The sequence below is a fragment of the Nonomuraea sp. B208 genome (assembly GCF_057536035.1).
Genome location: NZ_BAAJOU010000009.1, coordinates 237,768 through 261,198, shown reverse-complemented (window position 1 = coordinate 261,198; position 23,431 = coordinate 237,768). Strand labels below are relative to the sequence as shown.

The window sequence follows — 23,431 nt, the reverse complement described above, 5'->3', positions numbered from 1 at the left end:
TGGCCTCATGACACGCATCAGCACCCCTTTCACCGCCAGGACCACGGCCACGGAGATCCTGGCCGGCGTCGACCTCACCGGGCGGCGCGTCATCGTGACCGGCGGCGCCTCCGGGATCGGCGCGGAGACCGTACGGGCCCTGGAGGGAGCCGGAGCCGAGGTCACGGTGGCCACCCGCCGTCCCGCCGACGGGCAGCGGGCGCTGGACCTGAGCGATCTCGGGTCGGTACGGCGCTTCGTGGCCGAGTGGAGCGGGCCGGTGCACGCGATCGTGGCGAACGCCGGGATCATGGCGCTGCCTGCCCGCCGGACCACCCCCTACGGCTGGGAGCTCCAGCTCGCGACGAACTTTCTCGGGCACTTCGCCCTGATCGACGGCCTGCGCGAGCACCTGCGGCAGGCGGGCGGCGCGCGGGTGGTCATGGTCAGCTCGGGAGCCCAGTTGCGCGCGCCGTTCGACTTCGACGACCCGCACTTCGAGCGCCGCCCGTACGATCCGTGGGCCGCGTACGCGCAGTCGAAGACGGCCGACGTGCTGCTCGCGGTCGCCGTCGCCCGGCGCTGGGCCGCCGACGGCGTCACCGCGAACGCCCACGAGCCCGGCTACGTCCACACCAACCTGCAGCGGCACGTCGACCAGGCCACCATGCGGGCGATGGGCGCGATGGACGACGACGGGAACCTGCTGACCCCCGGCTACTTCAAGACGCCCGAGCAGGGGGCCGCCACCTCGGTGCTGCTCGCCGCGTCCCCGCTGCTGGACGGCGTAACCGGCCGCTACTTCTCCAACGACAACCAGGAGGCCGAGGTCGTGCCGGGCGGCCCGGACGCGACCGGCGGCGTCGCGGCCTGGTCCGTGGACCCCGGCGCCGCCGACCGGCTCTGGGACCTCGCCACCGCCGCCTGCCGCCCGTAGCCCTACAGGCCGAGGGGCACCGGCCGGACCGGCGGGCCACCGGCGAGGAGCGCCGCCAGCGGTGTCGCCAGGTCACGGGGCGAGAACTGCTCGGGCCCGCGACAGCCGGCGATCTCCTGGAGCGTCCACCAGCGGAAGGCGTCGATGTGCTCGGCGGCCAGCTCCTCGTCCGACCGCGCGCCCCGGGGCGCGAACGCCGGGACGCGGACGAGGAAGTAGTCGTTGACCACGCCGTCGTAGCCCGCCGCGTGCCCGGAGGCGACCACCCGCTGGTGCCACACGTGCGGCGGGTCGGCCTCGACCGCCAGCCCCACCTCTTCATCCAGCTCGCGCCGCAACGCGGCGAGCGGCGCCTCCCCCGGTTCGACGCCACCGCCGGGGGCCGCCCACACGATCGTCTTCTGAAAGGCCAGGCGGCAGAGCAGGATGCGGTCGTCGTCGTCGAGGACGATCGCGCGGACGGCATGGCGCAGGTTCATCTCAGGCATCCGGCATCTTATGCCGCAGGGAGCCGGTCGAGGGCGCGGGCCAGTCTTCGCAGCTGACGAATTGCGAACTTTCGCAATTGCGTGCAGAATGGCGAACGTGATGTCGGTGCCCTTGTACGAAGCCAAGGCCGAGCTGTTCAGGCTCCTGGGCCATCCGGTGCGCATTCGCGTCCTGGAGCTGCTGCAGGACGGGCCGAAGCCGGTCCGCGACCTGCTGGCCGCGATCGAGGTCGAGCCGACCGGGCTGTCCCAGCACCTGGCCGTGCTGCGCCGCTCCGAGCTGGTGACCGCCCGCCGCGACGGCTCGACCGTGGTCTACGCGCTGTCCGGCGGCGACGTCGCCGAGCTGCTGCGGGCGGCCCGCGCCCTGCTGAGCGCCAAGCTGTCGGGCCGGCACGCGCTGCTCAGCGAACTGCTCGAAGAAGAGACCGACCACCGGTGAATCCCGTGCTCGCGGCGGGCCTCGGCCGCCTGCGCTCCGTCCTGCCCGCCCGCGCCGACCTGGCCGCGATGGGCCGTCATCCGCGGCGCGACCTGCTCGCCGGGCTGACGGTGGCGATCGTGGCACTACCGCTGGCGCTCGGGTTCGGCATCTCCTCCGGACTCGGCGCCGAGGCCGGGCTCGCCACGGCGGTGGTGGCGGGCGCCCTCGCCGCCGTCTTCGGCGGGTCCGCGTTGCAGGTGTCCGGGCCGACCGGGGCCATGACGGTGGTGCTGGTGCCGATCATGCACGCGCACGGCGCGTCCGGCGTGCTCACGGTGGGCGTGCTGGCCGGGCTGCTGCTGGTGGGGCTGGCCCTCGCCCGGGCCGGCCGTTACATGGCGCTCGTCCCCGCGCCGGTGGTGGAGGGCTTCACCCTGGGCATCGCGTGCGTGATCGGCCTGCAGCAGGTGCCGGCCGCGCTCGGCGTGCCCACCCCCGAAGGCGACAAGGTGCTGGCCGTGGCCTGGCAGGCGGTGCTCGCCTTCGCCGCCCACCCCGACTGGATCGCGCTCACGATGGCCGTCACGGTCGCGGCGGTGATGCTGGCCGGGGGACGCCTGCGGCCGGGCGTGCCGTTCTCGCTGCTGGCCGTGGCCGCCGCCACCGTCGTCGCCGAGCTGGCCGGGCTGCCGGTGACACGCATCGACGCCCTGCCCTCCGGGCTGCCCGCCCCCTCGCTGTCCTTCCTCGACGTGAGCGCGCTGGGCTCGCTGATCGCCCCCGCCGTCGCGGTGGCCGCGCTCGCCGCGCTGGAGTCGCTGCTGTCGGCCGCCGTCGCCGACGGCATGAGCGTCAGCCACCGGCACGACCCCGACAGGGAGCTGTTCGGCCAAGGGCTGGCCAACCTGGTGGCGCCGCTGTTCGGCGGCGTGCCGGCCACGGGCGCGATCGCCCGCACCGCCGTCAACGTACGCTCGGGCGCCTCCTCCCGGCTGGCCGCGCTCGCCCACGCGGCGATCCTCGGGGTGATCGTGTTCACCGCCGCCGACCTCGTGGCCCGCATCCCGCTGGCGGCGCTGGCGGGGGTGCTGCTGGCCACCGCCGTACGGATGGTCGAGGTCGGCTCGGTGGCGGCCATGCTCCGCTCCACCAGGGCCGACGCGCTCGTGCTCGCGCTGACCGCGATCGCCACCCTCGCGCTCGACCTGGTCGCCGCCGTCATCATCGGCCTGGTCGTGGCCGGCGCGCTGGCGTTGCGCGCCATCGCCCGCGACGTGCGGCTGGACGCGATGCCGCTGCACCCGGACCTGCCCGGCGACCACGACGCCGAGGAGCACGCGCTGCTGGCCGAGCACATCGTCGCCTACCGGCTGGACGGGCCGCTGTTCTTCGCGGCCGCGCACCGGTTCCTGCTGGAGCTGTCCGAGGTCGCCGACGTCTCGGTGGTCGTCCTGCGAATGTCCAGGGTCACCACCGTGGACGCGAGCGGCGCGCTGGTGCTCGGCGACGCCATCTCCCGCCTGGAACGGCGCGGCATCACCGTGTACGTCTCCGGCATCCGCGACGGCCACCACCGGCCGCTGCGCGCCCTCGGCGTCGTCTCGCGGCTCGACGAGGCCGGGCAGGTGTTCGCCACCACCCCCGAGGCGATCGCCGCCGCCCGCCACCGCCTCTGCCTGGACGGCGTCCTGCCCGCCGTCCCGGCCGACGGCTGACGGGTATTCGCAGGTCAACCGGGGTATTCACCTCCCTCAGGGGGACGAATGCTGGGGATGCCTGACGGGATTCGCGGGTGCCTGTTCGACATGGACGGCGTGCTGACGCGCACCGCCACCGTGCACGCCGCGGCGTGGAAGACGATGTTCGACGAGTTCCTGCGCGAGCGGGACGGGGCCGCGTTCGTGCCCTTCGACGCGAAGGCCGACTACGACCGCTACGTGGACGGCAAGAAGCGCGTGGACGGGGCGAGGAGCTTCCTGCGGGCGCGGGGCATCAGCCTGCCGGAGGGCACACCGGACGACCCGCCCGGCGCGATGACCGTCAACGGGCTGAGCAACCGCAAGAACCAGCTCGTGCAGGCCATCATCGACCGGGACGGCGTGGAGGTGTTCCCCGGCTCCGTCCGCTTCCTGGACGCGGTCCAGGAAGCGGGGCTGCGTACGGCCGTGGTGTCGTCGAGCGTCAACACCGTTCGCGTCCTGGCGGCCGCCGGGCTCGCCTCGCGGTTCGGGGCCAGGATCGACGGCGTCGTGGCCCGCGAGCGGCGGCTGGCGGGCAAGCCGGCCCCGGACATGTATCTCGCGGCGGCCGAGGCGCTGGCGCTGAAGCCGGCGGAGGCGGCCGTGTTCGAGGACGCCCTGGCGGGGGTCGCGGCCGGCCACGCGGGCGGGTTCGGCTTCGTCGTCGGCGTCGACCGGGCGGGGCAGGCGCAGGCGCTGCGACAGCACGGCGCCGACGTCGTGGTCACCGACCTGGCCGAGCTCCTGGAGCACGGGGCGCGCTCCCGGGACGCGGGATGATCCGGCACCCCGCGTTCGAGGTCGAGCCGTGGGCGCTCCGGGAGAACCGGCTGGACCTGGACGTGCTGGCGCAGACCGAGTCGGTGTTCGCGCTGTCCAACGGCCACATCGGCCTGCGCGGCAACCTGGACGAGGGCGAGCCGCACGGGGAGCCGGGCACCTACCTCAACGGGTTCTACGAGCTGAGGCCGCTGCCGTACGCGGAGGGCGGCTACGGCTATCCGGAGTCGGGGCAGACGGTGGTGAACGTCACCAACGGCAAGCTGATCCGGCTGATGGTCGGCGACGAGCCCTTCGACCTGCGGTACGGGACGCTGCACCAGCACGAACGGGTCCTCGACCTGCGCGCCGGCACCCTCACGCGCACGGCGCACTGGAGCTCGCCGACCGGCACCTCGGTGCGGGTCAGGTCCACGCGGCTGGTGTCGTTCACCCATCGCGCGATCGCCGCGATCCGGTACGAGGTCGAGGCCGTCGACCGGCCGACCCACCTCGTCGTGCAGTCGGAGCTGGTCGCCAACGAGACGCAGACGTCGCAGGACGGTGACCCGCGGGCCGCCGCGGTGCTGCGCTCCCCCCTGGTGGCGGAGGAGAGCGTCCTCGGGGACGGCCTGTCGATCATGGTGCACCGCACCCGGGCCAGCGGTCTGCGGGTCGCGGCGGGCATGTGGCACGAGATCGACGGGCCGGACGGCACCCTGACCGAGGCGCAGGGCAGCGACGACGTCAGCCGGGTGACCGTGGCCACGCGTCTGGCCCCCGGGGGGACGCTGCGGATGGTCAAGTTCTTCTCCTACGGGTGGTCGCGCAGGCGTTCGCGGCCCGCCCTGCACGATCAGGTGGCCGCGGCCCTGGCGGCCGCCCGCCTGGTCGGCTGGGAGGGCCTGTACGACGACCAGCGGCGGTTCCTCGACGGCTTCTGGGACGGCGCGGACGTGGAGGTGGAGGGCGACGCCGAGGTGCAGCAGGCCGTACGGTTCGGGCTGTTCCACCTGCTGCAGTCCGCCGCGCGCCTGGAGGAGCGCCCCCTGCCGGCCAAGGGCCTGACGGGGTCCGGCTACGACGGGCACGCCTTCTGGGACACCGAGATCTTCGTGCTGCCCGTGCTCACCTACACCTATCCGCGAGCCGTCGCGGACGCCCTGTCGTGGCGGCGTTCCACGCTTCCCCTCGCCCGGGCCCGCGCCGGGCAGCTCGGACTGCGCGGCGCCGCCTTCCCCTGGCGGACCATCCACGGCGAGGAGTGCTCCGGCTACTGGCCGGCCGGAACCGCGGCCTTCCACGTCAACGCCGACATCGCGCACGCGGTCGCCCAGTACGTCGACGCCACCCAGGACGAGACGTTCGACGGCCGGACCGGCCTGCACGTGCTCGTGGAGACGGCCCGGCTGTGGCGCGCGCTCGGGCACCACGACGCGGCCGGGCGGTTCCGCATCGACGGCGTGACCGGGCCGGACGAGTACACCGCCGTCGCCGACAACAACGTGTACACGAACCTGATGGCCCAGCGGAACCTGCGCGAGGCGGCCGAGGCCGTGGCCCGCCATCCGGCGCTCGCGGCGGCGCTCGACGTCACCACGGAGGAGACCCGCGGCTGGCGCGAGGCGGCGGAGGCGATGACCGTCCCCTACGACGAGCGGCTGGGGGTGCACCCGGAGAGCGAGGGCTTCACCCAGCACGCGCTCTGGAACTTCGCCACCACCGGTCCCGAGCGCTACCCGCTGCTGCTGCACTTCCCCTACTTCGATCTCTACCGCCGGCAGGTGGTCAAGCAGGCGGACGTCGTGCTCGCGATGCACCTGCGCGGCGACGCCTTCACCCCCGCCCAGAAAGCTCGCAACTTCGCCTACTACGAGGCCCTGACCGTACGCGACTCGTCCCTGTCGGCCTGCACCCAGGCGGTCATCGCCGCCGAGGTGGGACACCTGGAGCTGGCCTACCGCTACCTGGGCGAGGCGGCGCTGATGGACCTCGCCGACCTGGAGAAGAACACCGTGGACGGCGTGCACATGGCGGCGCTGGCCGGGGCGTGGATCGCCCTCGTGGCGGGGTTCGGCGGGATGCGCGCGGGCGGGGGGCGGATGTGCTTCGCGCCCGCCCTGCCCGCCGGCATCACCCGGCTCGCCTTCCGGCTGCGCTACCGCGGCAGCCTGCTGAGCGTCAGCGCCACGCGGGAGGCGACGGCCTACCGGCTCCTCCAGGGGCCGCCGATCACCCTGACCCATCACGGCGAGCGCTTCGACCTGGGCGGCGAGGAGGTCACCCGGCCCAACCCGCCGCCTCCCGCGCCGGAGCAGCAGGTCCACCAGCCACCCGGCCGCGAGCCCCGCCCGCGCCGGCCGGATGCCGGCGGATCATCACGTCGGTCACCGGGTGGGTGACCGGCGTTCGATCTGGGCAGGTCAGTGCCAGACGAAGGGAGAAGACGTCATGGATCTTTCCGGTGTGGGCGTGTGGAGCCATCACCTGCGCTACGGCGACCCGGGTGAGGCCGCGGAGGCGGCCACGGAGCTGGAGGAGCTGGGCTACAGCGCGCTGTGGGTGCCGGACACGGGAGGACCGGTCTTCGAGGCCGTCGGCAACCTCCTGACGGCCACCCGCCGGATCGTCGTGGCCACCGGGATCCTGAACCTGTGGATGCACGATCCCGCCGACGTCGCCGCCTCCTTCGCCGCGCTCTCCTCGGGCCACCACCACCGCTTCCTCATGGGGATCGGGGTGAGCCACGCGGTGGCGGTGGACCGGCAGGAGCCGGGCCGCTACCGCAAGCCGCTGGCGGCGATGACGGCGTTCCTCGACGCGCTGGACCGGGCGGATCAGCCCGTGCCGGAGGACAGCCGGGTGCTGGCCGCGCTCGGCCCGAAGATGCTGGACCTCGCCGCGAAGCGGGCGCGGGGCGCGCATCCGTACCTCGTCACGCCCGAGCACACCCGGCAGGCGCGGGAGGCGCTGGGTGACGGCCCGCTCCTGCTCCCCGAGCAGACGGTGATCCTCTGCTCGGGCAAGGACGAGGCGCGCGCGATCGGCGGGGAATGGCTGCGGCGCTACCTGTCGCTGCCGAACTACGCCAACAACCTGCTGCGCCTCGGCTACACCGAGGAGGACGTGGAGTCGGTGAGCGACCGGCTGTTCGACGGCCTGATCGCCTGGGGCGACGAAGAGGCGATCCGGCGGCGGCTGGACGAGCACCGGGCCGCCGGCGCCGACCACGTCTGCCTCCAGGTCCTCACGGCCGACGCGGACGCCCTGCCGCGCCGCGAGTGGCGCGCCCTCGCCGTCGCGCTCATGTGAGCCGGGTTCAGCGGATCAGGGCCAGCCAGCGGCCGTGCGCCGGGTTCAGCGGATCAGGGCCAGCCAGCGGCCGTGCGCCGGCCAGCAGCGGGCCTCGGTGAACCCGGCGGCCAGCGCGACCCGGCGCAGGTCGCTCGCCGAGACGGTCGCCCAGGCGAACCATGCGCCGGTGACCGGTCCGCGGCGCAGCCGTACCCGGTCGACCCGGCTCGTCGTGCCGGGCGGCGCGACCTCGGCCAGGACCGTGCCGCCGGGCCTGATGAGCTGCCCGGCCCGCCGCAGCAGTGCCTCGGGGTGGCCGCCGATGCCGATGTTGCCGTCGGCGAGCAGTGCCGTCGCCCAGCGGCCGCTGAAGGGCACGTCGTCGTAGACGTCCCTGAGCAGGGCGAACCCTCCGGCGCGGCGGGTCAGGGCGACGGCGCGCGGGGTGATGTCGATGCCGAGCGAACGCACGCCGCGCCGGGTCAGCGCCGCCGTCAGGCGCCCGGGGCCGGAGCCGATGTCGAGCGTGGGGCCGGCGCAGCGGCTCAGCAGCTCCTCGTCGCCGTCGATGGGCTCGAACCAGCGGGCGGCCTCCAGGGGGACGCGGGTGCCGTCCACGTACTCGAGTTCGGCGCTCTCCCCGGCGAGCGCGTCGGCGTAGAGCTCCCCGATCATCGGCCCAGCTCCCGCAGCGCGGCGGCGAAGCAGGATCCCGGCGCCTGGCCCGCCACCGTGGCGGCGTCGGCGGCGGTGTCGACGTCGGTCAGCTCGGGCAGCAGGCGCACGTTCAGCCCGGCGCGTTCGAGCCGGTCGAGCTGGAGCTTGCCGGTGTCCGGGCGCGACATGGGCACCCCGAGCAGCAGCGCGGGGTCGGGCCTGCGCAGGCCGAGCAGCCAGAAGCCGCCGTCGGCCGCCGGGCCGTACACCGCGTCGTGCTCCGTCAGCGCCGCGCCGGCCTCGTCCAGCAGGGCGGGGGTGACCTGCGGGGTGTCCATGCCGATGAGGACGACCGGGCCCGGCCGGAGCCGGCAGGCGTCGGAGAAGGCGGCGGCCAGGCGCTCGTCCAGTCCCGCGCCGCGCTGCGGGATCACCACCAGGCCCGGGGGCAGCCAGCTTCCCGGCAGCCCGTCCAGCGCCAGCACCCGCTGGGCGGCGGGCGTGGCGGCGACCGCCCGCAGGCTGTCGCGCAGCGCGGCCTCGGCCAGGACGGCGGCCTGCTCCGGGCTGAACGGCGGGGTCAGCCGGGTCTTCACCCGGCCCGGCACCGGCTCCTTGGCGATGACCAGGAGCTGCGGCAGGCGATCGGGATGACGAGGACTCAGACGGTGACTCAACGGAGACGTTCCTTACGGGCTGCGGACGACGGGTGTTCCGCCGGTGGGGCGATGACGGCGCGGGCCGGCGGAGCGGCGCGCGGCCCAGCCGGCCAGCGCAGCCAGCGCGGCCACGGCGTAGAAGGGGGTGCCGAGGTTGTCGGGGGCGGCCGGGCCGTCGGTGTAGGCGACGGCGCCCGCCACGGCCACGCCCAGCCACTCCCACCAGCCGGTCATGGCGGCCAGCGCCACGACCAGCAGGGCGTACCAGGAGTATCCGGGGGTGAGCAGCAGCAGGAACGAACCGCTGACCAGCAGCGCGCCCTGCCACGGCCGCTCGGCGTCCCCGTGGCGCAGGACGGCCAGGACGATCAGGGCGAGCAGCGCGATCGCGGCGTACGGGGCCCAGGAGTCCGGCATCAGCAGCCGCAGGACCGCGTACCGGTTGCCGCCGCCGTCGTAGCGCTCCTCCCGCAGGTAGCCCGGCAGGTAGCCGGCCACCGAGCTGCCCGAGACCAGCGCGTACGGCAGGTACGACAGCGCCACCACGAGCAGCGCGGGCACCCCGACCACGAGCAGCCGCCGCCACGCGACCCCGCCGTTCCCGGCCTGCGCGCTGTTCCCGGCCTGCGCGTCGTTCCCCGCCACCCTGCCGTTCCCCGCCAGCACGCCGGACAGGGCGCCGGGCAGCGCCGTCACCGGGAGCAGCTTGGCCGCCACCGCCGCCCCCAGCAGCGCACCCGCCCCCGCCCGCCCGCCGCGCCCCCGGACCGCGCCGAAGGCCAGCACCACCAGCAGCACCCCGAGCATGTCGACGTGCGCGTTGTTCACCGCCTCGACCGGCACCGCCGGGCACCACGCCCAGTACGCCGCCCGCCGCGCCCCCGCGAGCCGCCACAGCGCCAGCAGCGCGAGCACGGCCAGCGCGAAGCCGCCCAGCTGCAGGCCCTTGTGCCGCGACCCCTCCGGGGACAGCCACTCGACCAGCAGGAAGTACCCCTGCGCGAGCGGCGGGTAGATCGTGGACACGGTCGGGCGGTTGATCCGGGTGCAGCCGCCCTCCGGCAGCGGCCACAGGAGCGAATCGGCGCAGCCGGCCGGGAAAAGCCAGTCGTCACGGAGGCCGGCGAGCGCCGGGTCGGCCGGCGGGTGCGCGTAGGGCGAGACGCCCGCCGCCTGCACCCGGCCGTCCCAGGCGTAACGGAAGGAGTCGGTGCTGCTGCTCGGCGGCGCCGCCGACCCGATCGCGGCCAGCGCGATCCCGCCGGCCACGACCAGCACGTCCAGCCGCTTCCCCTGCACCCGCCGGGCCAGCCACACGGCCGCCGCGAACAGCGCCCAGGCCAGCAGATACCAGCCGAGGCCCGGCGGCCCGAGCACCATCCTGAGCACGACGGCCCCCAGCGCGGCGAGCACCGCCCCGGTGAAGATCAGGTTTCGGCTCACAGCCCGCAGCCTGACATCCCCGGCCCCGTCCGGGACCGCCGCGAGGCCCGCCGTCCGCGCTTCGTAAGAAGCCTTACGAACCGCGAACGTCTCCTCCGGGCGCGCCTCCCGCCGGGCTAGCGTCGGCGGCGTGAGAGTCATGGTCACCGGCTCGGCCGGTTTCATCGGCGGGCACGTGGCGGAGGCGCTGCGGGCCGCGGGTCACGACGTCGTCGGCCTGGACCTGCGGACCGGCGCGGACGTCCGCGACCCGGCCGTGCTGGACGCGCTGCTCCCCGGCGTCGAGGTGGTCGTGCACCAGGCCGCGATGGTGGGGCTCGGCGTGGACGTCGCCGACCTGCCCGGCTACGCCTCCGTCAACGTGTACGGCACCGCCGTCCTGCTGGCCGCGATGGCCAGGCACGAGATCGACCGGCTGGTGCTGGCGTCCTCGATGGTGGTCTACGGCGAAGGCCACTACGAGTGCGCCACGGACGGCCACGTCAGGCCGGGCCCGCGCACCGTGCGGGACCTGGAGCTGGGCTCGTTCGAGCCGCTCTGCCCGCGCTGCGGCGCGGCCCTGGCCTGCGCGCCGATCGGCGAGGACGCCCAGCCCGATCCGCGCAACGCCTACGCCACCAGCAAACTCGCGCAGGAGCACCTGGCCGCCAACTGGGCCAGGGAGACGGGCGGCCGCGCGGCGGCGCTCCGGTACCACAACGTCTACGGTCCCCGCATGCCGCGCGACACCCCGTACGCCGGGGTGGCCGCGATCTTCCGTTCGGAGCTGGAGGCGGGCCGGGCGCCGAAGGTGTTCGAGGACGGCCGCCAGCTCCGCGACTTCGTGCATGTGCGCGACGTCGCCCGGGCCAACCTCGCGGCCATGTCCGCACCCGTACGTCCCGGCGAGCTGCGCGCCTGGAACATCGCCTCGGGGACCCCGCGCACCGTGGGCGAGATGGCGGCCGCGCTGGCCGCCGCGCGCGGCGGTCCCGCCCCGAAGGTCACCGGGGACTACCGGCTGGGCGACGTCCGCCACATCGTGGCCTCGCCCGAGCGGGCGCGGGCCGAGCTCGGGTTCCACGCGGGCGTCGAGTTCGACGCGGGGATGAAGGAGTTCGCCTGGTCATGACGGTCGACGTGATCCTGCCCTGCCTGAACGAGGAGGCCGCGCTCGCCTGGGTGCTCGGGCGCATACCGGACGGCCACCGCCCGATCGTGGTCGACAACGGCTCCACCGACCGCTCGGCGGCGGTCGCGGAGAGCCTCGGCGCGCGGGTGGTCCACGAGCCCGTACGCGGCTTCGGCGCGGCCTGCCACGCCGGGCTGCGCGCGGCCACCGCCGAGGTGGTCTGCTTCATGGACGCCGACGCCTCGCTCGACCCCCGCCAGCTCCCCCGGGTGAGCGCCGCCGTGCTCGGCGGGCACGGCGATCTGGTCCTGGGGCGGAGGCTGCCGCGGACGGCGGGCGCCTGGCCGTGGCACGCGCGGCTGGGCAACGCGGTGCTCGCCGGTGTGCTGCGCCGCCGTACGGGTGCGCCGCTCCGCGACCTCGGCCCGATGCGCGCGGCCAGGCGCGCGGCCCTCCTGGAGCTGGGGCTGACCGACCGCCGCTTCGGCTACCCGCTGGAGATGGTGCTGCGCGCCGACGCGGCCGGCTGGCGGATCGCCGAGGTGGAGGTGGACTACCTGCCGCGGACCGGGCGTTCCAAGGTCACCGGCACGCTGCGCGGCACGCTCCGCGCCGTCTCCGACATGCGCCGGGTGATGGCCGAGCTCCGGCCGGCGTCCTCAAGCGATTCGTCATACCCGGGTCGGCGGAGGGAATAGGTGCGGGGATCGAGGAGGGCGCATGACCCACGACCGGCTCCGCCTGGAGGAGCTCCTCACGGAGGCGGAGAACGCCGCACCGGCGGACTCCATCGACGTGATCGCCGCCGACCTGCGCGACCGGTTCGGGGCCACGGCCGTGTCGTTCCTGTTCCTCGACCTCGTCGGCCGGGCGATGGTGCGCATGATCCGCGACGACGGTGCGCCGCAGAGCGAGCGGATCCACCTGCCCGGCAGCGTCTACGACGAGGCGTTGCGCACCCAGGAGCTGACCCTGGCGCCCGATGACAGCCAGGGACAGCGGGTGCTGGCCCCCGTGACCAACCGGGGCGACGCGATCGGCCTGCTGGAGCTGACCCTGCCGCGCTTCGACGAGGAGGTGCTGGAGCAGATCAGCCAGGCCGCGCACGCGCTGGCGTACATCGTGGTCACCGACCGCCGCTTCACCGACCTCTACCTCTGGGGACAGCGCACCACCCCGGTGAGCCTGGCCGCCGAGATCCAGAACCAGCTCCTGCCGTCGTCCTCCGCCTGCGAGGCCGCCCAGTTCGTGCTGGCCGGAGCCCTGGTGCCGGCCGACAACATCGGCGGCGACACCTACGACTACACGCTCGACAGGCACACCCTGCACCTGTCCGTCACGGACGCGATGGGGCACGACGTCGACTCCGCCCTGCTGGCCACCCTGCTGGTCAACGCCTCACGCGGCGCCCGCCGCGCCTCCCGCTGCCTGGCCGAGCAGGCGCGGGAGATCCACCAGTCGCTCCTGGACCACGGCCGGCAGGCCCTGGCCACCGGCCAGTTGCTGCGCGTCTCCCTGGACGGCTCCGGCGCGCGGCTCGTCAACGCCGGTCACCCGTGGCCGCTGCGCCTGCGCGACGGCACGGTGCGGGAGGTGCCGCTGCACATCGACCCGCCGTTCGGCTTCCCGTTCCCCGTCGAGTACCGGGTGCAGGACCTCGACCTGCGGCCCGGCGACCGGCTCGTGTTCTACACGGACGGCATGCGCGAACGCCGGGCGGCGGGCCTCGACCTGCCCGGACTCATCCGGGACACGGCCGATCAGCATCCCCGCGAGCTCGTACGGACGCTGACCGCCGCCGTCCTCGACGTCTGCCACGGCCATCTGGAGGACGACGCCAGCGTCCTCTGCTTGGACTGGCACGGCTCCGGCCACCGGAGCCGCCGCACCCACGCGGGGGCCGACACCTAGCGGACGTCAGGGTCCGCCCGCTTCTTCGGCGCGCCGCCTGAGGAAGGCCCGGACGGCCGGGTCCGTGCTGAGGTCGGCGGCCCGCGTGTAGGCGGCGGCCGCGCCCTCGCGCCGGCCAAGCCGGGCGAGCAGGTCGCCGCGTGCCGCGTGATAGGGCTGGAACCGCTCCCGTTCGACCGGAAGGTCCTCCAGCAGCTCCAGCCCCGCGCCGGGCGAGCGGGCCCGCCCGATGACGGCGGCGTGCGCGACGCGGCCGCCGAGGCTCGGCGCGATCGCGACCAGCGCGGTGTAGAGAGTGCACAGGGCCTCCCAGTCGGTGGTCCCGACGCGGGCCCGGTCACAGTGGACCGCCTGGATCGCCGCCTCGAGCTGGAACCGTCCCGGGGCCCGGCCCGGCCGCCCGGCCCGGCGGAGGTACGCCTCGCCCTCGGCGATGAGGCCGCGGTCCCACGTGTCCGGGTCCTGGTCCTGCAGCGGCAGGTAGGGGCCGCCGGGGGCTGCGGCGCGGGCGGAGGTGAGGGTGAGCAGCGCCGCCAGCGACCACGCCTCGGGCTCGTCGCCGAGCAGCCGCGCGGTCGTGACGGCCAGGTAGCGGGCCTCGCCCGCGGGCGAGTCTCCCTCCCCCCGGTCGTGGAAGGACAGCGCGTAGCAGCCGTACACCGCCTCGAGCACCCACGGCAGCCGCTCCGGCATCGCCTGCCGCCCGGGAACGGCGAACGGGATCCTGGCGTCCCTGATCCGCCGCTTGGCCCGTACCAGCCGTTGTGACATCGCCGCGGCGGGCACAGCGAAGGCCCGCGCGATCGCCGCCGCGTCGAACCCGAGCACGACCTGCAACATCAGCGGAGTGCGGACGTCGGCGGCGATGGCCGGGTGCGCGCAGACGAACAGCAGGGCGAGACGCCGGTCCGGGATCCGGTCCGCGTCGAGGTCGTCCAGGGTCGTGACGACGCCCGCGCCGAGGTCGGCGCCGGCGTCCACGGCCGCCTCCAGCGACCGGCTGCGGCGGTGGGCGGCGGACTTCCACAGGTCCCGCTGCCGGTTGCGGGCCACCGTCAGCAGCCAGCCCTCCGGGTTGTCGGGGACGCCGTCGCGCGGCCACGTGGTCAGCGCCCGCTCGAACGCCTGCGCGAGGGTGTCCTCGGCGAGTTCGAGGTCCCCGGCCGGGGCGGCCAGCAGGGCCACCAGCCGGCCGTAGGACTCCCGCGCGGCCCGCTCGGCCACCCGCGCGGCCCGCTCACCGGGGTTCACCAGGACGGGACCCACTTCCCGGCCTCGATGTGCATCCCGCCGGGCCGGATCTCGACGCTCCCCCAGGCCAGCGGCGGCGCCTGCCGCGCCCACTCCAGGGCCGCGTCCAGATCCGGCACGTCGATGACGACCACGCCGCCGAGCTGCTCCTTGGTGTCGGCGAACGGCCCGTCCTGGATGCGCGGCTCGCCGTCCACCAGCGTGAGCGTGGTCGAATCGGCCGACGGCCGCAGCACCTGGCCGCTCACCAGGATGCCGGCCTGCTCCAGCGTCGCGGCATAACTGGCCATGGCCCGCATCCCCTCGGCCATCGCCTCGGCCCCGGCCGTCTCCTCGGTCGCCTCGGCGTGATGGAACAACAACATGTAACGCATGTCCCGATCCTCTCTTGTCACTTGGTCCGGTAGCGCGTGATCACGACACCGGTCGTGGTGGCGATCGCCTCCTGAAGCGTCAGGCCGGTACGTTCCCCCTCGCCGAACAGCCGCGTGCCCGAGCCGAGCACGATCGGGTGGATCAGCAGGACGTACTCCTCGACCAGGCCCGCCGCGTGCAGGGAGCGCACCAGCTCGCCGCTGCCGAGCACCCTGATCACGCCGTCGACCCGCTCCTTCAGCCCCGCGACCGCGCCGGCCGCCTCCCCCGCCAGCAGCGTGGAGTTGGGGTGGGCGAGCGCGGTGTCCGCCCGGCGGGAGGCGACGTACTTGGGCGTGTTCACCAGGATCTCGGTGAACGGGTTGGCCTCGGCCACGGAGGTCCAGTAGCCCAGCACGTCGTCGTACGTCCGCCGCCCGAACAGCATGGCCGCCGCCCCGCCCTGCTCGGCGACGTACTTCCCGGTCACCTGGTCGGCGTACCCGGAGGCCCACCCGCCGTGCCGGAACCCGCCCCTGGGGTCCTCGTCCGCCCGGCCCGGCCCCTGCATGACGCCGTCCAGACTGACGTTGACGAAAACACTGATCGTGCCCACCGCGAACTCCTCATCTCACTGGTCACCGGGGCCACGTTCCGGCCCGGCACAGTGATGACGAGCCCGCCCGGCCCGAACAGACACGGGGAGCCGTACCAGGTTCGGCCTGGCACCGGCCGCGCTCGTGGCCTGACCTTCGGTCTTACCGGATATAACGGATCTTTGTGTCAATGATCACATCGCGCCCGTCTCACGGGTGGCGGGGCTGATGCCGGTGATATCCATGATCGGACTTGTCGGAAGCCGAAAGGATCTTCGTGCGTACACGCAAGCTGGCGACTTTCCTCACCGGTGCGGCCCTGGCCGCCTCCACCACCATGGTGGCGAGTGCCGCCCCCGCCGCCGCGGCCGGACCCTGCGGCAGCAGCTACACCCGCGTCGGCGTCTACCCCATCAAGCGAGGAGACGGGACCCGTACGGGCACCCTGGAGGTCCACTACAGCTCCAGCACCGGCAAGAACTGCGCCCTGACCTATGGCTACGGCGCCTACGCCAACACCCCGAGCTGGAAGAGCGTCGTGATCTCCCGGGGCGACGGCAGCGGCAAGGTCTCCAACTCCGGGACGTTCACGTACTACGCCGGCCCCGTCTACGTCTCCGCGGCCGGCCAGTGCATCGACGTCCAGGGAACGGTCCCGGACTGGGTGACCGTCAAGCTCAACAACGTGCACTGCGGCTGAACCGCGCGCCCCCCGGCTCAGGTTCTCCTGGGCCGGGGGTTAGGTGACTGGGCTGCAGGGCCTGCCGCTGCGCCCATGAGGCCAGCCGGCGGAGGGCGAAGTGGCCGGGGCTGCCGGGCGGCGCGGTGACGAGGATGATGATCTGCTCCTGGTCGTCCACCGTGTTCAGTGCCTGCCAGTCGAGCTCGAAGGACCCGGCGACGGGGTGGTGCACGCGATTGTGCCCGAACGGGTGCATGGTGACCAGGTGCTGGTTCCACCAGACGCGGAAGTCGTCGTCGCGGCGCAGCAGCTCGCCCACGAGCTCTTGCAGCCGCGGCTGGCCAGGGTAGGTGCCGGCCGCCATGCGCAGGCTGGAGACCGCTTCGCGGGCCCGTTCCGGCCAGTCGTCCTGCATGGCGCGGACCTGCGGGTCCAGGAAGATCATGCGGACGTAGTTGCGGTGCGCGGGCGGCATGGCGGCCAGGTCGCCGAGCAGGGCGGCGGCGAGCCTGTTCCAGGCAAGGATGTCCTGATAACGGCCCAGCACCAGAGCGGGCGTGTCGACCAGGTTGGTGAGCAACCGTACGGTCTGCGAAGTGACCCGCTGCTCGCCTTCGTCCGCCTGCTCCCCCGTGTACGGGTCGGCGAGCTGGCACAGATGCCGCTGCTGGTCGTCGTCGAGGCGCAGCGCCCGGCCGATGGCGGTCAGCACCGAACGGGAGGCGGTGCGGACCCGGCCCTGTTCCAGCCGGGTGTAGTAGTCGGTGCTGATGCCGGCCAGCTGGGCCACCTCCTCCCGGCGCAGCCCCGGGACCCGGCGCGGGTAGGCCGGTTCCGGCAGGCCGTGTTCGGCCGCGGTGACCGCGGCACGCCGGGCGATCAGGAAATCGGCCAGCGGTCCTTTCGGCGAGGCGAGGTCGAAGGACGGGCTGTGCGCATCCATATCATCCGATGATGGCATCCGAGCGGCCGAACTTCCGGGGAAAAGAATTCCTAGGAACAATTGATCCTTCCGCTTTCCCGAGTCCATCGGCCACGGTAGAGGGGGAAAGGGTGGCAAGCGGGACCTGCGGAACACTGGAGGGGGGCCGTGGGATCGGTTTGCCCCTTTCCTGCGGTCGGAGGGATCAAAACCTCCAATGCCGCACGATTCCATCGTCCTCTCACATTGCGGGAGGACGGTGGAATCACGGCACAATTGTTCCGGTCAGCTCCGCCGTCCCCACAGCAGGTACGCGACGGGCCCCACCGGCTGGACGAAGATCGCTGGCCACCACAGTCCCTTGCGGCCCCGCACGTCCGCCGCGGGCCGCCGGCAGAGGTCGACCGCGGCGGCGGCGGTGAGCGCGATCTCCACGGACGCCAGCGCGATCACGACCCCCCGCCGCTTGCCCGACATGTCGTCCCAGCGCATCAAGGGCTCCCTTCGCTCGTTCGTACCGGCCCCATTGTGACGGTTCGCCTGCGAGGCCGAGCTGGAGCTCAGCCTCCCACCACCGCCACGGGGCAGGGCGCGTGCTGGAGGAGCGAGGCGGCGACGCCGGCGGGCGCGGCCCGCCGGCGGCCGACGACCACGAGGGTCGCGGTCCCGAAGTCGGCGGCCTGCTGAATCGGCACGCCGGGATGGCGGGCCGCCCGCCCGCTCAGGTCCGCGCTCAGATCCGCGCTCAATTCCGCGGGGGCCGCGAGGGGCAGCCGGCGCAGGGCGGCCTCCTCGAACGCGAAGTCCAGGACGACGCCGTCCGGGTCGCGGTCGGCCACGACGACCGGCCCCGGCTGCGACGCCGCGGGCAGCGGCCCCGGCCCCCGCACCACGATGACGGGGCAGTGGGCGTGCGTGGCGACGTACCCGGCCACCGAGCCCACGACCGCTCGCGGCAGCGCGCTGAGCCCGCGCGAGCCGACCACGACGAGCGCGGCCTCGTGGGAGAGCTCGACCAGGCGCTCGGCCGCGGGCCCCTCGTGCAGGTCCGTCTCCACGGTCAGGCCGGAGCTGGTGTGGCGGGCGCAGTCGGCGCCGTGCCACAGCACGTGCTCGGCCGCCTTGCGCAGGTGGGACCTGGCCTCCTCGGGGGCCTCGCCGTACGGCCACTGCCAGGCGTGGGCGACGGTCAGGGACAGTCCGCGGAGCTCGGCCTCGTCCAGCGCCCAGTCCAGCGCCTGCATCGAGAAGGCCGATCCGTCGTAGCCGAGAACGATGTGCTTCATGCCACTGCCTCCTGTCCGTACGCCTGCCCACGTCAGGGTGGCCCTACCACCACACACGTGGTCGGCGGGCCGGCGCGCTCCAGCGGCTCCGTGCCGTACCCAGCACACCAGTCGCGCGAGTGCGGCGGCAGTGCCGTACGCCCTCCGCCGCCAGGACCTTCGTCCCCTGTCTGGGCCGGCGGCGCGTGGGTAGCGTCACCGCCATGGCCACTCTCGCTCCGGCCAACCCCTGGACGCTCGTCTACGAGGGCTACGATCCCGCCGCCGAGGGGCTGCGGGAGGCGTTGTGCACGCTCGGCAACGGCCGCTTCGCCACCCGGGGCGCCACGCCCGACGGCCTGCACCGCACGCCCGGCACCTACCGGGCGGGCTGTTACGACCGGCTCGCCTCGCGGGTCGCGGGCCGTACGGTCGTCAACGAGGACCTGGTCAACCTGCCCGACTGGCTGCCGCTGACCTTCGCCACGCCGGGGTCGGACTGGTTCCACCCGGACGCGGCCGAGCTGCTGGACTACCGCCAGGAGCTCGACCTGCGGCGCGGGGTGCTGCTGCGGGAGCTGGCCTGGCGCGACGACGCCGGCCGGGTCACCCGGGTACGGCAGCGCCGCCTGGTCTCCATGGCCGATCCGGCCCTGGCCGCGCTGGAGACCACCTTCACGGCCGAGAACTGGTCGGGTCCGCTCCGCGTCCGCGCCACGCTGGACGGGACGGTCACCAACCACGGCGTCGCCCGCTACCGCGACCTGCGCGGCGACCACCTGACCGACCACGCGGCCGGGGACGGGGACGGGCTGACCTGGCTGACGGCGACGACCCGCTCCTCCCGGATCACCGCCGCGCTCGCCGCCCGGATCGACGCCCCGGTTCCCGGCCGGCCCGAGCGCGAGGGCGGCCGGATCGGCACCGAGCACGTGCCGCGCCTGGAGGAGGGCGTGCCGGTGACGGTCACGAAGATCGTCGCGCTGGTGACGTCCCGCGACCCCGCCGTCCACGACCCGCGCTCGGCCGCGCTGCGCCGGGCCGGGCAGGCCCCCGGCTTCGGGGAGCTGCTGGCCGCGCACGAGGCCGCATGGGAGCGGCTGTGGGAACGGGCCCGGCTGGAGGTGGGCGGCCCGGAGCTGGCGCAGCTCGTGCACCTGCACGTCTTCCACCTCCTGCAGACGCTCAGCCCGCACACCTTCGACCTGGACACCGGCGTGCCCGCCCGCGGCCTGCACGGCGAGGCGTACCGCGGTCACGTGTTCTGGGACGAGCTGTTCGTGCTGCCGTGGCTGAACCTGCGCTTCCCCGACATCTCGCTCGGCCTGCTGCGCTACCGCTGGCGGCGGCTGCCGGAGGCGCGGGCCGCCGCGCGGGCGGCCGGGTTCGACGGCGCGATGTTCCCCTGGCAGAGCGGCAGCGACGGCCGCGAGGAGACCCAGACCTTCCACCTCAACCCCGCCTCGGGCCGCTGGCTGCCGGACGTCTCCCACCTGCAACGCCACGTCGGCCTGGCCATCGCCTACAACGTGTGGCAGCACCACCTGGCGACCGGCTCCATGGCGTCGTGGTGCGCGGAGCTGCTGACGGACATCGCCCGCTTCTTCGCCTCGCTCGCCGTGCTCGACCCGGTCTCAGGCAGGTACGAGATCCGCGGCGTCATGGGACCGGACGAGTACCACACCGCCCTTCCCGGCGCCGCCGCCCCCGGCCTGGACAACAACGCCTACACCAACGTCATGACCGTGTGGCTGCTGGCCCGCGCCCTGGAGCTCGGCCTCGCCCGGCCCGGAGAGAGCGCCCGCTGGGCGGACATCACCCGGCGCATGCGGGTCGACTTCCACGACGGCGTCATCAGCCAGTTCACCGGCTACGCCGGCCTGGCCGAGCTCGACTGGGGCCGCTACCGGGGCGTACGGCGGCTGGACCGGGCACTGGAGGCGGACGGCGACGACGTCAACCGCTACAAGGCGTCCAAGCAGGCCGACACGCTGATGCTGTGCTACCTGCTCACCGCCGACGAGCTGCTGGACCTGCTGCGCCGGCTCGGCTACCCCGCCGATCCCGAGCTGATCCCCCGCACGATCTCCTACTACCTGGACCGGACCAGCCACGGCTCCACACTCAGCGCCGTCGTCCACGCCTGGGTCCTGGCCCGCGCCGACCGGGCCCGCTCCTGGCAGTTCTTCGCCGAGGCGGCGCTCAGCGACATCAAGGACGTGCAGGGCGGCACCACGGCCGAGGGCATCCACCTGGGCGCCATGGGCGGCACCCTCGACATGCTGCAACGCTGCTACCTGGGCCTGGAGCCGCGCCCCGACGGCCTGCGGCTCGACCCGTGCCTGCCGGAACGGCTCGGGTCGCTGTCGATGCCGATCGAGTTCCGGGGCCGCCGGCTCCTCGTCGAGGCCGACCACGAGCGGACGCGCGTGGACGGCCTCACCCTGCCGCGCGGCGCCGCCGCCAGGATCCCCTTCCCGCCCTGATCATCCGGGTTCCACGCGCACCGTCCCCGCCGTGCCGTCCACCGTGATCACCTGGCCCGTCCTGATATGGGAGGTGGCGTCGCGGACGCAGATGACGGCGGGGATGCCGTACTCGCGGGCGACGGTGGGGCCGTGCGCCACCGGCGAGCCGGTCTCGGTCACCAGTCCGGCCGCCGTCATGAACAGCGGCGTCCAGCCCGGATCCGTGGTCGGCGCCACCAGGATCTCGCCCGGTTCGAGATGCGCGCCCATCGGGTCGCGGATCACCCGCGCCGGGCCGGTCGCCTGGCCGGCGGCCCCCGACATGCCGGTCAGCACGCCGTCCCGGGCCGGTGGCGCGGGGGCGAGCGTCTCCACGTCGGTCCCGTCGGACAGCAGCGCTCCGGGAACGGTACGGCGCCTCGCCTCCCGCTCGTGTTCGGCGCGCCGGGTCGCGACCGTCGCCCGGACGTCGAGCCCGTCCACGGCGGCTCGGGCCTCCTGGAGCGTCAGGAACATGATGTCGCCGGCCTGCTCCAGCCGGCCCTCCCTCACCAGGTCCGCGCCGACGAGGAGGAGCTGGCGCCGGGCCGCCTGGAGGGTCGGCAGCCAGGCGAACTTGCCGATCTCCCGCAGCCCGGTCAGCTCACGCGAGCGGCGCATGAGGAACACCGCGAGCCGTCCGCGCACCGGCCGCCTGGCCCGCGCGCGCCGCGCCAGCGTCCCGACCATCCGCTCGGCCCTGGCCGCCGCCGCCTCGAACCGCACGTCGGGCGCCTGCCCGGGATCGTCCACGCGCAGGTAGTTGGCCATCGTGGCGAACAGCGGCGCCGGGTCCTCCTCCCAGCGGGGGACGCCGACGTCGATCTCGGCCGCCGCGCGCATGCCATATTTCGCCAGGAAGCCCGCCAGGCCGATGTCCGGGAGCTCACCCACGGCGTACGCGGCGGCCAGCGCCTCCGGCGGCGTGTCCAGGAACAGCTCGCGGTGCTCGCGCGCCCGTACGGCCAGGCCCCAGAGCGCGAGGTCCATCTCCGTGGTCACGTTGTGCGGCATGCCGCCGAGCACGGTGTCGAGCTCCTCGCGGGTGGCGACGCCGCCGAGCAGCCCGGCCGGGAGCGTACTGGCGAGCATCCCGGCCACCAGCGGCCCGAGGATGCCGTGCAGGTCGGGGCTCATGATCGGCCGGTGCGAGTCCTCGATCACCCAGCGCAGCCGCTCGGCGGCGGTCGCCGACGGGCCGGGCGGCGTGATCAGCCGCCTGATCTCGGCGAGCCCCCGGCGGGCGCGGGCGCGGGCCCGTACCGGGTCGGCCAGGCTCGACACCACTCCGGCGAGCGTACGCGGCAGCAGCCGCGCCGTGCCCTTGAGCACGCTGCCGACGCGGAACGGCAGGCCGGGCCGCGGCGCGAACCGCGGATCGTCCATCATCCGCAGCACGGCCGTCTGCACCCGCGGCCCGTAGACCTCCAGGGCGGGTCCGAGCCGCCGGCGCATGGCCTTGCTGCGCAGGAAGTCCGTCATGTCATAGAAGATCCGGCCGCCGATGGGCACCAGCCGGGGCAGCGGGTCACGCTGGTCGATCTTGGCCCCGACGCCCGCGAACCACAGGCTCGCGCCCGTCTTGAGCAGTGAGACGCCCATCGGCGTACACGGGCGCAGCATGCCCTGCATGTGACCGAACTCCAGGTAGAGCCGGGTGTCGCCGGTGTCGGGCGGCAGCGGGAAGAGCGTGGTGACCGGGCGCGACTGCAGCAGCCACACCGTGTCGTCGGCGTCGATCGCCCACTCGACGTCCTGCGGCGAGCCGAAGTGCTCCTGCAGCCGCAGGCCGGCCGCGCGCAGCCGTTCGAGGTGGTCCGCGCGCAGGCAGCCGCCGGGGTTCGCGGCGGCCGGCGTTCCCTCGCGCAGCACGTAGTGGTCCGGCACGACGGTGCCCTCGACGATGGCGGTGCCCAGTCCGGGGGCGGCGTCGAGGACCATCTCCGTACGGCAGCCCGTGATCGGGTTGGCCGTGAACAGCACGCCCGCCGCGACCGGCTCGACCATGCGCTGCACCACCACGGCCATGGCGGCGTCGTCCACTCCGGCGGCGGCGCGGTAGGCGACCGCCCGCTCGGTGAACAGCGAGTCCCAGCAGCGGCGTACCGCGTCGACGAGCTCGCCGGCGCCCTCGACGCCGAGGTAGGTGTCCTGCTGGCCGGCGAAGCTGGCCTCCGGCAGGTCCTCGGCGGTGGCGCTGGAGCGGACCGCCACCCGCCCGCCGCCCAGCCGCTCGTAGGCGTCCACGAGCTCCCGCTCCGGGACCTCCCCCGACCGGTAGGACTCGACGGTCAGGCAGAAGCCGTCGGGGACGCGCTCACCTGCCCTGATCATCTCTCCGAGACCGGCGCCCTTGCCTCCGACGACGTCGATCATCGAAGCGTCGACGTCGGACAGCCAGACCAGTTGCATCGCGCATCTCCTCGAAGCCGACCTCACCACGACCGTGCCGA

Annotated in this window: 22 protein-coding genes; 11 read left to right on the top strand and 11 right to left on the bottom strand. The window is 74.2% G+C overall.

What is annotated here, in order from left to right; genetic code table 11:
• Window positions 1–7 precede the first annotated feature (7 nt).
• A complete protein-coding gene (locus AC27IY_RS05390; RefSeq protein WP_487177280.1) occupies window positions 8–916 on the top strand; it encodes an SDR family NAD(P)-dependent oxidoreductase in 909 nt (302 codons plus the stop codon).
• A 2-nt stretch (window positions 917–918) separates the two neighbouring features.
• On the opposite strand, the gene AC27IY_RS05385 is transcribed toward AC27IY_RS05390, so the two are convergent.
• Window positions 919–1,404: an NUDIX domain-containing protein gene (locus AC27IY_RS05385; protein WP_423472159.1), complete on the bottom strand. Its 486-nt coding sequence runs from the start codon at window positions 1,402–1,404 to the stop codon at window positions 919–921.
• A 100-nt stretch (window positions 1,405–1,504) separates the two neighbouring features.
• On the opposite strand from AC27IY_RS05385, the gene AC27IY_RS05380 reads away from it, so the two are divergent.
• The 5 genes from AC27IY_RS05380 to AC27IY_RS05360 all read left to right on the top strand — a co-directional run bounded on the left by AC27IY_RS05380 (window position 1,505) and on the right by AC27IY_RS05360 (window position 7,638).
• A complete protein-coding gene (locus AC27IY_RS05380; protein ID WP_329579802.1) occupies window positions 1,505–1,846 on the top strand; it encodes an ArsR/SmtB family transcription factor in 342 nt (113 codons plus the stop codon).
• Between the two features lie 68 nt (window positions 1,847–1,914).
• Window positions 1,915–3,543, top strand: coding sequence for a SulP family inorganic anion transporter (locus AC27IY_RS05375; protein WP_423452877.1), 1,629 nt, complete (start codon window positions 1,915–1,917; stop codon window positions 3,541–3,543).
• A 57-nt stretch (window positions 3,544–3,600) separates the two neighbouring features.
• Window positions 3,601–4,347 (top strand): beta-phosphoglucomutase family hydrolase, encoded by a 747-nt coding sequence (locus AC27IY_RS05370; RefSeq protein ID WP_487177279.1) that lies wholly within the window; start codon window positions 3,601–3,603, stop codon window positions 4,345–4,347.
• The gene (locus AC27IY_RS05365) at window positions 4,344–6,728 is read left to right on the top strand and encodes a glycoside hydrolase family 65 protein (protein WP_487177278.1); all 2,385 of its coding nucleotides are present in this window, start codon (window positions 4,344–4,346) and stop codon (window positions 6,726–6,728) included. The genes AC27IY_RS05370 and AC27IY_RS05365 overlap by 4 nt, the downstream gene beginning before the upstream one ends.
• Before the next feature lie 49 nt (window positions 6,729–6,777).
• On the top strand, window positions 6,778–7,638 hold the full coding sequence (locus AC27IY_RS05360) for an LLM class F420-dependent oxidoreductase (protein ID WP_364445327.1): 861 nt from the start codon (window positions 6,778–6,780) through the stop codon (window positions 7,636–7,638).
• Between the two features lie 45 nt (window positions 7,639–7,683).
• Here the strand turns inward: AC27IY_RS05360 and AC27IY_RS05355 are convergent, their stop codons facing one another.
• Genes AC27IY_RS05355 through AC27IY_RS05345 form a run of 3 tightly spaced genes read right to left on the bottom strand, consistent with a single transcriptional unit; the run spans window position 7,684 to window position 10,379 of the window.
• Entirely contained in the window at window positions 7,684–8,295 is a 612-nt protein-coding gene (locus AC27IY_RS05355) for a class I SAM-dependent methyltransferase (RefSeq protein WP_423452591.1), read from the bottom strand.
• A complete protein-coding gene (locus AC27IY_RS05350; protein ID WP_487177277.1) occupies window positions 8,292–8,954 on the bottom strand; it encodes a TIGR04282 family arsenosugar biosynthesis glycosyltransferase in 663 nt (220 codons plus the stop codon). The genes AC27IY_RS05355 and AC27IY_RS05350 overlap by 4 nt, the downstream gene beginning before the upstream one ends.
• Window positions 8,955–8,966: 12 nt before the next feature.
• Complete coding sequence (locus tag AC27IY_RS05345; protein WP_487177276.1) at window positions 8,967–10,379, bottom strand: glycosyltransferase 87 family protein; 1,413 nt, start codon at window positions 10,377–10,379, stop codon at window positions 8,967–8,969.
• 139 nt (window positions 10,380–10,518) lie between these two features.
• On the opposite strand from AC27IY_RS05345, the gene AC27IY_RS05340 reads away from it, so the two are divergent.
• From AC27IY_RS05340 to AC27IY_RS05330, 3 genes are read left to right on the top strand one after another with little or no spacing between them, the layout of a single operon-like run.
• Window positions 10,519–11,490: an NAD-dependent epimerase/dehydratase family protein gene (locus AC27IY_RS05340; RefSeq protein WP_487177299.1), complete on the top strand. Its 972-nt coding sequence runs from the start codon at window positions 10,519–10,521 to the stop codon at window positions 11,488–11,490.
• A complete protein-coding gene (locus AC27IY_RS05335) occupies window positions 11,487–12,188 on the top strand; it encodes a glycosyltransferase family 2 protein (protein WP_487177275.1) in 702 nt (233 codons plus the stop codon). Before AC27IY_RS05340 ends, AC27IY_RS05335 begins: the two co-directional genes overlap by 4 nt.
• Window positions 12,189–12,210: 22 nt before the next feature.
• On the top strand, window positions 12,211–13,401 hold the full coding sequence (locus AC27IY_RS05330) for a PP2C family protein-serine/threonine phosphatase (protein WP_487177274.1): 1,191 nt from the start codon (window positions 12,211–12,213) through the stop codon (window positions 13,399–13,401).
• 6 nt (window positions 13,402–13,407) lie between these two features.
• Here AC27IY_RS05330 and AC27IY_RS05325 read toward each other — a convergent pair whose 3' ends face one another.
• The 3 genes from AC27IY_RS05325 to AC27IY_RS05315 are packed head-to-tail and all read right to left on the bottom strand — an operon-like array spanning window position 13,408 to window position 15,622.
• The gene (locus tag AC27IY_RS05325; protein ID WP_487177273.1) at window positions 13,408–14,667 is read right to left on the bottom strand and encodes an RNA polymerase sigma factor; all 1,260 of its coding nucleotides are present in this window, start codon (window positions 14,665–14,667) and stop codon (window positions 13,408–13,410) included.
• Window positions 14,649–15,026: a YciI family protein gene (locus AC27IY_RS05320; protein ID WP_423452597.1), complete on the bottom strand. Its 378-nt coding sequence runs from the start codon at window positions 15,024–15,026 to the stop codon at window positions 14,649–14,651. The genes AC27IY_RS05325 and AC27IY_RS05320 overlap by 19 nt, the downstream gene beginning before the upstream one ends.
• A gap of 17 nt (window positions 15,027–15,043) precedes the next feature.
• Window positions 15,044–15,622: a dihydrofolate reductase family protein gene (locus AC27IY_RS05315; RefSeq protein ID WP_487177272.1), complete on the bottom strand. Its 579-nt coding sequence runs from the start codon at window positions 15,620–15,622 to the stop codon at window positions 15,044–15,046.
• Between the two features lie 257 nt (window positions 15,623–15,879).
• On the opposite strand from AC27IY_RS05315, the gene AC27IY_RS05310 reads away from it, so the two are divergent.
• A complete protein-coding gene (locus AC27IY_RS05310; protein ID WP_487177271.1) occupies window positions 15,880–16,302 on the top strand; it encodes a spore-associated protein A in 423 nt (140 codons plus the stop codon).
• Here the strand turns inward: AC27IY_RS05310 and AC27IY_RS05305 are convergent.
• From AC27IY_RS05305 to AC27IY_RS05295, 3 genes are all read right to left on the bottom strand, one after another.
• Complete coding sequence (locus AC27IY_RS05305) at window positions 16,280–17,227, bottom strand: helix-turn-helix transcriptional regulator (protein WP_487177270.1); 948 nt, start codon at window positions 17,225–17,227, stop codon at window positions 16,280–16,282. The genes AC27IY_RS05310 and AC27IY_RS05305 overlap by 23 nt on opposite strands.
• 264 nt (window positions 17,228–17,491) lie before the next feature.
• The gene (locus AC27IY_RS05300) at window positions 17,492–17,698 is read right to left on the bottom strand and encodes a PLDc N-terminal domain-containing protein (protein ID WP_364445337.1); all 207 of its coding nucleotides are present in this window, start codon (window positions 17,696–17,698) and stop codon (window positions 17,492–17,494) included.
• A 68-nt stretch (window positions 17,699–17,766) separates the two neighbouring features.
• Window positions 17,767–18,492: a universal stress protein gene (locus AC27IY_RS05295; RefSeq protein ID WP_423452602.1), complete on the bottom strand. Its 726-nt coding sequence runs from the start codon at window positions 18,490–18,492 to the stop codon at window positions 17,767–17,769.
• Between the two features lie 203 nt (window positions 18,493–18,695).
• On the opposite strand from AC27IY_RS05295, the gene AC27IY_RS05290 reads away from it, so the two are divergent.
• Entirely contained in the window at window positions 18,696–20,957 is a 2,262-nt protein-coding gene (locus tag AC27IY_RS05290) for a glycoside hydrolase family 65 protein (protein ID WP_487177269.1), read from the top strand.
• On the opposite strand, the gene AC27IY_RS05285 is transcribed toward AC27IY_RS05290, so the two are convergent.
• Window positions 20,958–23,390, bottom strand: a complete 2,433-nt coding sequence (locus AC27IY_RS05285; RefSeq protein ID WP_487177268.1) for a PEP/pyruvate-binding domain-containing protein — start codon at window positions 23,388–23,390, stop codon at window positions 20,958–20,960. It abuts the gene before it with no gap.
• Window positions 23,391–23,431 lie beyond the last annotated feature (41 nt).

Coding starts and splice junctions, on each gene's coding strand:
- AC27IY_RS05355 (WP_423452591.1), bottom strand. CDS start 8,295: ATGATCGGGGAGCTCTACGCCGACGCGCTCGCCGGGGAGAGCGCCGAA.
- AC27IY_RS05305 (WP_487177270.1), bottom strand. CDS start 17,227: ATGGATGCGCACAGCCCGTCCTTCGACCTCGCCTCGCCGAAAGGACCG.
- AC27IY_RS05300 (WP_364445337.1), bottom strand. CDS start 17,698: ATGCGCTGGGACGACATGTCGGGCAAGCGGCGGGGGGTCGTGATCGCG.
- AC27IY_RS05390 (WP_487177280.1), top strand. CDS start 8: ATGACACGCATCAGCACCCCTTTCACCGCCAGGACCACGGCCACGGAG.
- AC27IY_RS05335 (WP_487177275.1), top strand. CDS start 11,487: ATGACGGTCGACGTGATCCTGCCCTGCCTGAACGAGGAGGCCGCGCTC.
- AC27IY_RS05290 (WP_487177269.1), top strand. CDS start 18,696: ATGGCCACTCTCGCTCCGGCCAACCCCTGGACGCTCGTCTACGAGGGC.
- AC27IY_RS05360 (WP_364445327.1), top strand. CDS start 6,778: ATGGATCTTTCCGGTGTGGGCGTGTGGAGCCATCACCTGCGCTACGGC.
- AC27IY_RS05330 (WP_487177274.1), top strand. CDS start 12,211: ATGACCCACGACCGGCTCCGCCTGGAGGAGCTCCTCACGGAGGCGGAG.
- AC27IY_RS05385 (WP_423472159.1), bottom strand. CDS start 1,404: ATGCCTGAGATGAACCTGCGCCATGCCGTCCGCGCGATCGTCCTCGAC.
- AC27IY_RS05380 (WP_329579802.1), top strand. CDS start 1,505: ATGTCGGTGCCCTTGTACGAAGCCAAGGCCGAGCTGTTCAGGCTCCTG.
- AC27IY_RS05340 (WP_487177299.1), top strand. CDS start 10,519: ATGGTCACCGGCTCGGCCGGTTTCATCGGCGGGCACGTGGCGGAGGCG.
- AC27IY_RS05320 (WP_423452597.1), bottom strand. CDS start 15,026: ATGCGTTACATGTTGTTGTTCCATCACGCCGAGGCGACCGAGGAGACG.
- AC27IY_RS05295 (WP_423452602.1), bottom strand. CDS start 18,492: ATGAAGCACATCGTTCTCGGCTACGACGGATCGGCCTTCTCGATGCAG.
- AC27IY_RS05285 (WP_487177268.1), bottom strand. CDS start 23,390: ATGCAACTGGTCTGGCTGTCCGACGTCGACGCTTCGATGATCGACGTC.
- AC27IY_RS05370 (WP_487177279.1), top strand. CDS start 3,601: ATGCCTGACGGGATTCGCGGGTGCCTGTTCGACATGGACGGCGTGCTG.
- AC27IY_RS05375 (WP_423452877.1), top strand. CDS start 1,915: ATGGGCCGTCATCCGCGGCGCGACCTGCTCGCCGGGCTGACGGTGGCG.
- AC27IY_RS05365 (WP_487177278.1), top strand. CDS start 4,344: ATGATCCGGCACCCCGCGTTCGAGGTCGAGCCGTGGGCGCTCCGGGAG.